The sequence below is a fragment of the Williamsia sp. genome, from assembly GCF_036566845.1.
Classification (GTDB): domain Bacteria; phylum Actinomycetota; class Actinomycetes; order Mycobacteriales; family Mycobacteriaceae; genus Williamsia.
On the sequence record NZ_DATCVM010000024.1, the window covers coordinates 1 to 12,359 of the forward strand.

Here is a 12,359-nt window from a genome sequence, read left to right on the forward strand (position 1 = left end):
ATCACTCACACGTCGAATCCGGCCTCATCGAGTGGATTGGGGCATTACCCGTGACTTAGACCGTACCCTGCCACGGGCCACCGATGCATAAACCCGCTGCACAAGTTGCGTGCCCGAGCCGTGATCCGCCGCGCGCTATCCGGACGTGATCGCCCCATATCCGGCGGCATCGAGCATCTCGCCCACCAGTTCGTCCAGGTCGTCGTCGGCTCCGACGGTGATCTCGACCAGCCAGCCACCCGCGTAGGGCGCCGCATTGACGAGGTCGGGGCTCGCTTCCAGGTCCTCGTTGACCGCCGAGATCACACCACCCAGCGGACCGAAGATGTCGGACACGCTCTTGGTCGATTCCACCTCGGCAAACGATTCCCCGACCTCGACCACATCGTCGATGGCCGGCAGCTGAACGAACACGACGTCGCCCAGTTGGTCTTGCGCGTAGTCGGTGATCCCGATCCGTACGGTCCGGTCCGACACCTTCTGCACCCACTCGTGCTCGGCGGTGTAGCGAAGATCGTCAGGTGCCTGCTTCTCGGTCACGTGTGCTGCCTTTCACCTCTTCGCATGGACGTCGTACTTTGTGAGAATCTAGCGCACCGGGGGCAGTGCGCGAACAACCAGCACCGCTTGCACCCAGTACAGAACGAAAGACCACAGGTACATCCCGGTACCCCAGATCAGAAACGCCCAACCGCAGGGGTAGAAGATGTCGCCGATGATCGAATCCAATTGCCCTGCAAGGACCATCGGAAACCCGTACATCAACGCGAAGGTCGCGGCCTTGCCGATGTAGATCGTCGGGAGTGCGGTGATGCCCCGGCTCCGCAGCAGGGGCGCCGACGCCAACAGCAGCAGATCTCGACCGACCAGGAGGCCGAGCAGCCACCACGGGATCATGCCGCGAATCGCGAGCCCGAGTGGGACCGCGAGCATGTACAGGCGATCCGCGGCCGGATCGAGCAGTGCCCCCAGCTTCGACGATTGGTTCATCAGCCTGGCGATCTTGCCGTCTGCCCAATCCGAGAGGCCCGCGAAGAACAGGATCGCGAACGCCCAGCCGTCGGCCTCCTCGACCAGCAGTACCCACAAGAAGACCGGTATCAGTACCAGCCTCAGCCCGCTGAGCAGGTTGGGAACAGTGAACACCCGATCCGACTCTACAACCGGACCCGGATCGGTCTCCTCCATGCCGACAAGCCTGTCATACCCGCCGCGCGGGCTCATCGTCCCGTTGCTACCGGAAAATCCCGACGATGCCCTGCAGCGCCTTGGCACCACCCGACGAGAACGGGCTGTCGTGGACCATGTACGTCCAGGTGGTGGTCGAACGACGCAGGTCGGCCTGGTCCAGGTCGACTCCGTCGGCCGTGATCACCGCTTCGCGGAACGTCTTGCGCGCGTTGTCGACTGCGTCTGTGGGCAGCTTGCTGAACTCGGCGAGGATCAGCTTGTGGAATTCGTCGAGCGGAGATTCCCGGCCGATGGAACGCAGGTGGATGCTGGCGCGCACGTCGGCGACGTACGCCAGGTGATCAGCCCATGCCCGGTCGAGGTGGAACAGCATGATCTCGCGGGCCGCCTGCTCGAGCACTTCATGGGGAATCGGATCGGCCTGCGCCGGGGTCGTGACGCTGTCGTCGGCGGTCTCGGCTGATTCGGTCTCGGCGGGCCCTGCTTCGGCGCCGGAATCCGAATCCCTGACTTCCGCTGCCTTTTCGGCCTCTTCCGCCTTCTCAGCTTTGTCTGCTTTGTCTGCTTTGTCTGCTTTGTCGGCCTTCTCTGACTTCGCGGGCTTGCCGGTCTCGTCTGCCTTCTCCGGCTCGACAGCCTCGCCGGTGAGCTCGCGATAGCGGTCGGGCTCGGCTTCTTTGAACTCCTCCAGCGCGGCGTCGGTGGTCAGGAGGCTCGTGCGGCGTTTGATGATGATCTCGCGCTGCTGGTTCACCAGCTGGTTGTACCGCCAGGTGTTGGCGTGCAGTTCGAGCATCACGCCTTCGGCGATCCGCTGCGCCTGCTCGATGGTGTCGACGCCCTTCGATCCCAGGGATCCGTCTTCGGACGAACTGACCGGATCACGCTTGAGCGTGAGGTTCCGGGTGACCACCGGATCTTCGACGCTCGAGAAGAACACCGACCGGCCGGGGTCGCCCTGTCGCCCTGCGCGTCCACGGAGTTGGTTGTCGAGTCGCTCGGTGTCGTGACGACCGGTTCCGACCACACACAGGCCGCCGAGTTCGACGACCTCGTCGCGTTCGGCGCTCGATTCGCCACCGTCTTTCTGGCCCGCGGAACCGCCCAATTTGATGTCGGTGCCACGTCCGGCCATCTGCGTGGACACGGTCACCGCATCCTTGGCACCTGCCTCCGCGATGATCTTGGCCTCTTCGGCATCGTTCTTGGCGTTGAGGACCACAGCCTCCACACCGGCGCGGCCGAGCAGGTGGGCGAGTTCCTCCGATTCGGCGACGTCGTGTGTGCCGATGAGGACCGGCTGTCCGGTCTCGTGGATCTCTTTCACGAACTCGACGACGGCCTCGGCCTTGTTCGCCTTGTTGTCGAAGACACGATCTGTCTCGTCGACGCGGATGTTCTTGGTGTTCGGCGGGATCTGCGACACCGCGAGCTGATAGAACTGCCGCAGTTGCTCACCGGCCGCGACCGCGGTACCGGTCATCCCGCAGACCTTGGGGTAGCGGCCGATCAGAGCCTGCACGGTGATCGTGTCGATGACCTCGCCCGAATCCGTCTGCGCCAGTCCTTCTTTCAACTCGACTGCGGCCTGCAGACCGTCGGGCCAGCGCTGCAGCTGCGCCACGCGGCCACGGGAGGCATTGATCAGATGGACACCACCGTCGCGGACGATGTAGTGGACATCGCGCTCGACGAGGATGTGGGCGTGCATCGCGACGTTGACATGGACCAGTGTGGTGCCGACGTGCTCTTCGTCGTACAGGTTGATCCCACCGAGCTCGCCCTCGATGAAGGCTGCGCCTTCGTCGGTCAGGTAGACGTTGCGACCCTCGGTGTCGATTTCGTAGTGGTTCTTCTTGAGCTTGCCGACGGCGTCGTGAATGGGTTTGTCGGGTACCTCACCGATCGCCGAACCGGCCAGGATCAGCGGCACCAGCGCCTCGTCGACGAGCACCGAGTCGGCCTCGTCGATGATCGCCACATCAGGTTTCGGCGAGACGAGGTCTTCGGGCCGGGTGACGAGTTGGTCGCGCAGCACGTCGAACCCGATCTCGTTCACCGACCCGTAGACGATGTCGGCGTCGTACGCCGCTTTGCGTTCGTCCCGAGTCGACTTCTCGGAGACCGAATCCGAGGCGATGTCGAAGAGGTCGAAGAGCGGCTTCATCCACGCGGCGTCGCGGGTCGCGAGGTAGTCGTTCACAGAGATGACATGAATCCGGTGGCCCTGCAACACGAACCCGACCGCTGCGATCGCGCCGGCCAAGGTCTTTCCCTCACCGGTGGCCATTTCGATGACGTCGCCCTCGAGCAGACGTAGCGCGCCCTGCAACTGCACGTCGAAGGGGCGCATGTCGAGGGTGCGCTCACCGGCCTCACGAACCAGTGCCAGGAAGCGGGCCCGATCGTCGCCTTCGGGATCGGTGATGTCGAGCTTCTCCGCAGCGGCGGCGAAGTCCTTGTCCTCGAGGTCGGCGGCCCAACTGTCGTGGGAGTTGGCCTTCTTGATGAGCGCCAGGGACTTCGACTGATTACGCGAGGATTGTGCCCCGAGCAGCCGCCACATGTTGTTCGTGAGCTTTCCCACCGAGCCGTACTCCTTAGTCCATCCGACAAAAACAGCCGTGCTCCACCGTACGCGGAGGGCGTATCGCAATTACCGTACGCGGCGGTGTCGGACGCAGGTCCGAACTCCTTCGACTTCCGCGCTGGTCACAGTGCCAATAGGATGCGACAGGGCCAATCGGATGCGACAGGCCGTTGAGATACGACAGCCAACAGATTCGAGCCGGAGGTCTGGAGATGGGCACTACTCGCGGTCCCATGGGGTCCCCAACTTTTCGGCAGACCGCCCGGGCGACTCTCGCTGGTGCACTGCTGGGCTGCGGCGTGGGTCTGGGGGCCTACAACCACTGGGTGGTGGCGTTGGTGGTCGGGGTTCCGCTCGCGGTAGCCGCCATCTTGGTGGCCCCGCGCCCCCGCCGGATCGACGGGCTCGTGGCGGGAGGCCATTCGTCGACGAACATCCCGGTGCTCGTCGAGGCGGTGACCCGCTCGAGTCTGGACGCATCGAATGTCCAGCCGACGTTGGTCACCGCCACCATCTCTCCGCCCAATGACACCGAGTACGGGGCCCGATGGCTGTCGGCGATGCCCAAGGGCATGGTTGCGAATCTCCTCCACGACGCCGACAACCGCTTGCCGTCGAGCTTCATCCCACCGCGCCCGAACTCGACGTTGCCGGACGAGAGCGACCTGGCGCCGGCACCGGACATCGCGTTCGGCGATCACCCGGCGAAACCAACCGTTGTGCTTCCGGTGATCACCATCGCGATCGCCGCGGTCCTGTTCTTCGGTGTGGGTACGGGCTGGCATGTCTCGGTCTCGTTGCCCGACACCGGGTTCAGCTCGTCCACCGGTTCCGGCGACGCGTCCGAGCGCCCTGCCCAGGAGCGGGTGGACGCCATGCTGGCCGAGGTCGACGAGTTGGGGCCCGGTGCGTCGAGCAACATCTTCGCCCTGAGTCTCGGGACCGACGGTAGCGACCGGATCCAGGTCTACGATCCGGCCACCGGCGAATCGGTCAGCATGAACTACTCATCGAGTAGCGACTCCTGGTATGGACCGAATCGCTCCAGTACCGCGTGGCGGTCACCGCGCACCTTCCGGGCCGACGAACTGTCGCAGATGCAGTTCACCACCATCGTCGAGCGGATGGGCGCTGCGCTGCCGGAGCAGTCCCGCGATTTCCAGTCGATGGAGATCGCCCGCAGCGGCGATGGTCTACCGGTCGTTGCGACCGCGACCTTCGGCGAGAGTTACGAAAACGAAGTCGATATCCAGGCCGATACCGACAGCAACATCGCGATCTGGTTCGACCCCGCCGACTTCGGGGTCGCGATGACACTCGCACAGGAGACGATGACCGAAGTCGCTCTGCAGACCGATCTCCCGATCATCGAGCGGTTCGAGATCCGCGGAACGGCCCCGGGGACACCGATCATGCGGGCCGGCGAGATCCAGAATTCTGGTGGCGTACTGATCGACTTCACCGCCCCGGACCGCACCGGATCCTTGAGCATCGTCCCGGGCTTCTTCCCGGCACTGCGCTCGTCGGAGAACACCTCCGGCAGGACCAGAGACGGATCGGTGGCTTTCGAGGACCTGTCGGCAGACACGTTCGAGGCGGTCCGCGACGACTACATGCGCCGCAATCAGGTCGACGCCTTCGACCGTGCCGCCGTCGACATCCAGACGTCGCACCAGTACGTGCTACACGACTATCAGACCACGATCATGGTGCAGGTGGGACCCAACGATCCCATCGCGTACTACACCCTCGACGGGCAGTTCCTCACCGGCGACTGAGCTTTCCGTGGCGAGGCGTCATTCGGCCTCCAGCGCCCGCCGCCGGCCGGCCTCGATCTCGTCGAAGGCCTGCTGCTGGGGGTGCACGCTCCCCCGGTCCGCCAGGTCGGTGACGATCTGGTGAATCCGGTCGAGATAGTCGGCCTGGGCACTGCCCTGGGACACCCGGGCGGTCTCCAGCAACGACAACGCGGTGGAGAGTTCCTTCTGATCGCCGGCACCCAGGAGCCCGGAACCGATTGCACGACCGTCTCTCTCGCACTTCGCCCAGGCCTTGCCCGCCTCGACAACCGCTTGCTGGTACTCGTCTGCGCGATCGAGACTCATCGGGAACTCGTCGCTCCGCAGTTCCTGTGCCCGAGCCAGCGCGGTGTGGAAGGCGGCCACCGATTCGACCGAGACATCGGTGACGGCCGGATACCGCAACACCAATTCGGGTTCGAGTTCGTATTGGGCGTAGTCGACGAGTATCGCGTCGTGTTGGCGGCAGGCAGCCTGCCACAGCCGCTGCGCCGCTTCTTTGCTGCCGGCGTTGGCGATACGGGCAACAGCACGACCCTGGCCGGGGTCCGCCGGACGATAGCCGGGCTGCGCCGCCGCAGGCTTCGCCAGATTCCCCGCAGCGTTGCCCTCACTCCCGTTGCCGATCAACACCTTCCGTTTGGCCGGCTGGTGCGCGCGCAGACGGGCGAGCACTTCCGCGGCCGCCGGATCGGATTCGATGACGGCGACCTGCCACTCCTGATCGGGATTGTCGGAGAAGCGGAGCTGCAGGTAGCGGCACCCCTTGATCCGGAACTGATCGGCGCGGCTCGACCTCGACATCGAAGAGTCGGTGGACAATTCGGTGCTCTGCTTGACCGAGAGCAGATCATCCAGCGCGAACGAGTTGATCGCCACGCCCGCGTTGCCGAGGTGCACAGCTGTGTCATCGACCGTCAGACTCACTGCGGGTAGATCGATCACTCTCCCGACCGCGGCGATCACCAGGCCCAGACCCAGGGTGGCGATGACTGCGACTCCGGTTTTCTTCGGGTCCACATCGACGATGGTCAGCACAACCAGCTCCAACATCGCGGCGATCGCAAGCGCACTCGCAATGGTGGCCAGGCGATCATGTATCGGCAACCGGTATTCGGTCCGGCAGGTGACCGATACCGGACCTGAGCTGTTCGCCACGTGGTGTCCTCCCCAGTGCGCTGCGCTGGGCGGGCAACGATGTGGACAGATTTTACCCTCTCCGTTGCTCACATCGCCATAACTCTGGAACCAACCGAATCCGTCCTCCGGTGCTTAAACTACCCGGGTGAGCGTGCGCCGATATTCGCTGTTCGGAGGCCTGTCGGCCACGATTGACGGTGTCGACGCCGCCATCGGCACCCGTAAGCAGCGGGCGGTTCTGGCGCAGCTGATCCTTGCTGCCGGACACGGTGTCACCAGCGATCGACTGATCGACGGGATCTGGGGTGATTCCGCACCCGATCGCGCCGAGGCCTCCCTGCAGGCGTACGTCTCCGGTCTGCGTCGCATCCTCGAACCCGAACGTGCTCCCCGAGCTCAGCCGAGCGTGCTGGTCACCAGAGGATCCGGCTACGCCCTGGTCATCACGGCCGACGACAACCTGGACCTGAGTCGTTTCACCCGCGCCATCGAGCGAGCCCGGGAACTGCACACCCGCCACGAATCGGACACTGCGGCAGCCACATTGCGAACTGCACTCGACATGTATGCGCCGCTGCTCCCCGAGTTCGAAGGTTTGTCGTTCCGTGACGAAGCCGCCGACCACGTCGCCCGCCTGCACGGTGCCGCACTGGAGTTGTCCTACGAGATCCGCCTTGAACTCGGCGAGACCCAGCTCCTGGCGACAGACCTCGAACAGGCACTGCGGACACAGCCCCTCAACGAACGCCTGTGGGCCCTGCTCGCCACATCCCGTTACCGGATGGGACGCCAATCCGACGCGCTCGCCGCGCTGGCCGCCGCCCGGCGGATCCTCTCCGACCAGATCGGCGTCGACCCCGGCCCCGCCCTACGCGACCTGGAAAAGGACATTCTCGCCCAGGCCCCGCATCTGAGCCCTCCGTCGAGTCTTCCGTCGAGTCCTCCGTTGAGACCTCCGCCGGGCACCGCCGTGCCGGTTCCGGTACCAGCGGAAGCAACCGTCACCGACGGGCGGGGCACACCAGCGCCACGCGCCGAGCTGCCGCTCATCGGCCGAATCGACGAACTCGCCCGGATCAACAACGCGATCTCCGCAGCATCCGGCGGCGTCGGATCCGTGATCATCGTGGAGGGTGAGGCGGGCGCGGGCAAGACCACACTGATCAACGCCGCGTCCCACCACACCCGGCGCCCCGACCACACCCGCACCGTCTGGGGACATTGCCTGGAAGGCGGAGCCGCACCCGCGATGTGGCCGTGGGTCAGGATCCTCGGCCACATCGAGCCGCAGCTGACGGACACCGAACGAGAGATGTTGTCCGGAAACGAACTCGGCGAGCTCATCGAGGGCCGGGGCCCGATCTCTCAGGAGCCTGAGATCCCGGATGCAGCAGCCAGGTTCAGACTCCACACCCAGGTGACCGCACTCCTGTCACAGGTGTCTCACCGCATGCCGTTGATCGTTGTCCTCGATGACATCCAGTGGGCCGACAGCGCGTCCCTCGAACTCGTTGCGCATGTGGCGAAGGCGCAACTGACACAGCTGGTCCTGATCTGCGCGATCCGATCCGGAGACGGACGCGCACGCGAAACGGTCCGGAACACGCTTGCCGAGCTCAGTCGACTTCCGTGGCAGTTGCGAATCACCGTCGGCCCCCTCGGCGAAGACGACATCGGCGAACTCATCCATCGCGAAACGGGCCGCCGACCGATCCCCCAAGTTGTCGAATCGGTGCGTCAGCGCACCAAAGGGAACGCATTCTTTGCCCGCGAACTGGCTCGTACCCTGACCGACGACGGCGAACTGGCGCCGCTCACCGCAGCCGTACCGGGCGGTGTTCCCGCCGGGGTGCGAGACGTGGTCCGCGGGCGCCTCGACCACATGCCGGCCGAGACGATGGAGCTGCTCGAGGTGGCCGCGCTCATCGGCAAGCGGGTGGACCTCGAACTGCTCGCCGGAGCGGCATCCATGCCCATCGGTGCCGTCCTCGACACCCTCGAACCCGCGGAGGCGCGCTCGGTGATCGAAACCGGTGACAACGATCCGTACACCATCTTCTTCGCGCACGATCTGGTTCGCGAAGCCATTGTCGAGGGCATAGCACCGCTCCGCGCCCGGCGTCTGCACATGAAGATCGCCGGGCATCTCACCCGCACCGGAACCAGGGCGAGACTCGGAGAGCTTGCGCACCATCTGTGGTCGGCCGGACCGTTGTCGGAGCGTCAGGCCACTGCGCGCGCCCTGATGGCCGCGGCACAGGAGTCGCTGATGGGCTTTTCCTACGAATCCGCGCAGTCGCAACTCCAGGCATGCATTTCGCTGGCCGAGGACGACGGAGACGAGCGTCTCGAACTCGACGCGATCGGCCTTCTCGTCGCGGTGATCGGCGCCCGGGACGGGTATTTGGCCGCGGCAGCGGAGTACTTCGATCGTGGCGAGCAACTCGCGGCGGCCATCGGCGACCTTCGCAATGTTGCCGACTTCCGATACTCGCGATGGGCATCGTGTTCGCAATCCTTGGCTCTCGACCGCGCACACGAGCTTGCGACCGAGATGTATACCGCAGCAATGGAATCCGAGGACCCGGCGATCGGGATCATCGGATATCAGGCGTGGGGCGTGACTGAATGGGATCGGGGCAAGATCGGCAGTTCCTACCGATCCCTCGCTCACGCCCAGGAGATCCGCAAGCGGATGGACATGACCTCGATGCACGGACTCCAGCACGATTGGGACCTGCTCGGCCAGGCATTCTTCGCCTGGATGACCACCATGCATGTCGGCCTCGAACCCGGACAGGACTACTTCGAACGCTTGATCCACAGGACACCCGACGCCTACGGACGCAATGCTGCCGGTAGCTTTGCGATGCTCGCCGGGGCATTGGCAGCCGAGCCCCGGTGGACGGCAAAAGTCGGGCGAGAATGGCTGGCGTCGGTGGCGGACGGCCCGTTCGACTTCCTGCGCGCGTTCAGCGAATCGATGTTCAGGTGTGCCGAAGTGATACTCGGAGACCACGATCAGGCACTGAAGCGACTGCGCGAGTTGCGGCCTGCGGTGGAGGCCGGGCCGAATACCGGAGGTTCCGCCTACTACGGCCTGTATGCCGAGGCCGCGTTGGCCGCGGGCCGCCTCGATGACGCGGCAGAGTTGCTGGCGTCCGCCGAGCGGCACCTGCTGACCTTCGGCCAGCGGTATGCCGAACCGCACCTGTACCTCACCGCGGCCCGCTATCAGTACGTGGTCGGCGACAGGGAATCCGCACGAGCCGCATACTCGAAAGCCCGCCAGGTGGCCCGCAATCAGGAGTCGACCACACTTCTGCAACGCATCGAGAGTTTCGGGCCGAAGTTCGCCCGGTGAGCCAGTAGGCTTCTTTGATGGGAAAGAACGGATCCACGGTCAAGAGCGCCGGCAAGAACTCGAGCAAGGCGAAGAGCCCGAAGCCGAAGAAAGTCCCCAACGACGTCTACGAGGCCGAACTCTTCCGTCTGCAAACGGAGTTCGTCAAACTGCAGGAGTGGGTCAAGGAGACCCGAGCCCGTGTGGTTGTCATCTTCGAAGGGCGCGACGCGGCAGGCAAAGGCGGCACGATCAAGCGGATCACCGAATATCTGTCCCCGCGCGTTGTCCGGGTCGCCGCGTTGCCCGCCCCCACCGACCGGGAGCGCGGTCAGTGGTACTACCAGCGGTACATCGCCCACTTGCCCGCGCCCGGTGAGATCACCATCTTCGACCGCTCTTGGTACAACCGGGCAGGCGTCGAGAAGGTCATGGGTTTCTGCACGCCGCAAGAGCACTCACTCTTCCTGCGCCAGACGCCGGTATTCGAGCAGATGCTTCTCGACGACGGGATCATCCTGCGGAAGTACTGGTTCTCGGTCTCCGACGGCGAGCAGCTCCGCCGGTTCCGGTCGCGCCTCGACGATCCGGTGCGCCAATGGAAATTGAGTCCGATGGACCTCGAGTCGGTGTACCGGTGGGAAGACTATTCCCGCGCCAAAGACGAGATGATGGTCCATACCGACACACCCAACAGTCCCTGGTACATCGTCGAGTCCGACGTCAAGAAGCACGCACGGCTCAACATGATGTCGCATCTGCTGTCGACGATCTCCTACCACGAGGTCGTCAAGCCCAAAGTGGAACTGCCCGACCATCCGATCGATACCGGAACCTACCGGCGTCCGTCTCGAGAGATCAGTACCTACGTGCCGAATCATGTTGCCGAGCTGATGGGTGACGTCGAAACCTGATGGACCAGGAGATCAATTTCCTCACCTTCGCCACCGAGGATCTCGACGCGGTCCGCCGGTTCTATCTGGACGGGCTGGGCTGGGCGCCGTTGCTCGACGTTCCCGGTGAGATCATCTTTTTCCAGATCGCACCCCGGGTGACGCTGGGCTTCTTCGACAGCGACAAATTCGTCGACGACCTGGGTGACGAGCTGCCCCCAGACCTGCGAAGCCGCTCGGCGCGCGGAGTCACGCTGGCGCACAACGTCAGCAGCCGGACGGAGGTCGAAGACCTGATGGCGGCAATGGTTCGTTCCGGCGGCCGTGTCCTGAAGTCGGCGCGGGACAGCGCCTTTGGTGGCACCTTCCACGGGCATGTGCTGGATCCCAACGACCTGATCTGGGAGATCGCCCACAACCCCGGCTGGAGAGTCGACGCCGACGGGAATGTCTCCTTCGACTGACGGCCTTGGCCCAAACCGCGTGTCAGACCCCTCACCTAGACTCACATGTATGTTCGAGGGGGAGATCGAAGATGCTGGTGGGGACGATGATTTCGGCCCCGCCTGTCTGTTGCGCACCAGCGAGTTGTTGCGGAATGCAACGTTGGCGATGGCGCGGCAGAGTCGGATGGAATGGGAACGTTATACCGCTGCCGCGATGGTCCACCGGCAGTCGGTGGAGCCCACGATCGGGACTGAGTCGGAGATGCGTGCGCTCGATCCGTTCGCGCAATGTGCGGCGAGGCTCGCGATGGCACAAGGCCTCACTCAGCACGCCGCCGAACTGCAGATCAACCGGGCGCTCGCGCTACGAGATCGGCTGCCTGAGGTCAATGGGTTGTTGAAGGCAGGACGGGTTGCGGCGCATCATATTCCGGACATCATCGCGCGTACTGAGTTGATCGACGGCTCCGAGCATCGGGCGGAGATCGATCGGGCGATCGCCGAGGCGTTGGGTCGGCGGGGGTCGTGGTCGAAGAATCGGATGCGGGACATGGTTGATGCGATCATCTTCCGCCGTGACCCGGACCTGGTGCGCCGCGCTCGTGAGGACGCGAAGAACAATCGTGGTGTGTGGGCTTCGAACGCTGATCACGGTATGGCGGCGATGGATGCATGCTCGACGGCCGAAGAGTTGTCGATGATCATGGCGCGGTTGGACAAGCTCGCGATGTCGACGTGTAAGGCCGACCCCCGACGCAAATCGGATCGGCTGGCCGATGCGTTGTTTGCGACGGTGATGGGCCGTGAGTTTGCTTGCCAGTGCTCGATTGACCCGAAACATCCGTGCACCGCCGACATCGTGACTGTTCCCGCGGGGCAGGTGATCTCGGGTGTGGATGTGAAGATCGTTCTGCATGTGATCACCGATCAGGCGACGCTCGATGGGACTGCTGACAA

Annotated in this window: 9 protein-coding genes; 5 read left to right on the forward strand and 4 right to left on the reverse strand. The window is 64.4% G+C overall.

All coding sequences use genetic code 11. The features are described 5' to 3' along the window. Positions 1–135 precede the first annotated feature (135 nt). Genes gcvH through secA2 form a run of 3 tightly spaced genes read right to left on the reverse strand, consistent with a single transcriptional unit; the run spans position 136 to position 3,778 of the window. A complete protein-coding gene (gene gcvH / locus VIQ49_RS01360) occupies positions 136–540 on the reverse strand; it encodes a glycine cleavage system protein GcvH (RefSeq protein WP_331880072.1) in 405 nt (134 codons plus the stop codon). A gap of 48 nt (positions 541–588) precedes the next feature. Next, positions 589–1,188, reverse strand: a complete 600-nt coding sequence (locus VIQ49_RS01365) for a CDP-alcohol phosphatidyltransferase family protein (protein WP_331880084.1) — start codon at positions 1,186–1,188, stop codon at positions 589–591. 46 nt (positions 1,189–1,234) lie between these two features. Next, on the reverse strand, positions 1,235–3,778 hold the full coding sequence (secA2, locus tag VIQ49_RS01370; protein WP_331880074.1) for an accessory Sec system translocase SecA2: 2,544 nt from the start codon (positions 3,776–3,778) through the stop codon (positions 1,235–1,237). 236 nt (positions 3,779–4,014) lie between these two features. On the opposite strand from secA2, the gene VIQ49_RS01375 reads away from it, so the two are divergent. Then, positions 4,015–5,559, forward strand: coding sequence for a hypothetical protein (locus VIQ49_RS01375; protein ID WP_331880075.1), 1,545 nt, complete (start codon positions 4,015–4,017; stop codon positions 5,557–5,559). Between the two features lie 18 nt (positions 5,560–5,577). On the opposite strand, the gene VIQ49_RS01380 is transcribed toward VIQ49_RS01375, so the two are convergent. Further along, positions 5,578–6,738, reverse strand: coding sequence for a hypothetical protein (locus VIQ49_RS01380; protein ID WP_331880076.1), 1,161 nt, complete (start codon positions 6,736–6,738; stop codon positions 5,578–5,580). Positions 6,739–6,865: 127 nt separating this feature from the next. On the opposite strand from VIQ49_RS01380, the gene VIQ49_RS01385 reads away from it, so the two are divergent. The 4 genes from VIQ49_RS01385 to VIQ49_RS01400 all read left to right on the forward strand — a co-directional run. Continuing rightward, positions 6,866–10,084: an ATP-binding protein gene (locus VIQ49_RS01385; protein ID WP_331880077.1), complete on the forward strand. Its 3,219-nt coding sequence runs from the start codon at positions 6,866–6,868 to the stop codon at positions 10,082–10,084. A 17-nt stretch (positions 10,085–10,101) separates the two neighbouring features. Continuing rightward, entirely contained in the window at positions 10,102–10,977 is an 876-nt protein-coding gene (gene ppk2, locus VIQ49_RS01390; protein WP_331880079.1) for a polyphosphate kinase 2, read from the forward strand. Further along, the gene (locus tag VIQ49_RS01395) at positions 10,977–11,420 is read left to right on the forward strand and encodes a VOC family protein (RefSeq protein ID WP_331880080.1); all 444 of its coding nucleotides are present in this window, start codon (positions 10,977–10,979) and stop codon (positions 11,418–11,420) included. The genes ppk2 and VIQ49_RS01395 overlap by 1 nt, the downstream gene beginning before the upstream one ends. 49 nt (positions 11,421–11,469) lie before the next feature. Next, on the forward strand, positions 11,470–12,359 hold an 890-nt coding region (locus tag VIQ49_RS01400; RefSeq protein ID WP_331880082.1), incomplete at its 3' end, for a DUF222 domain-containing protein.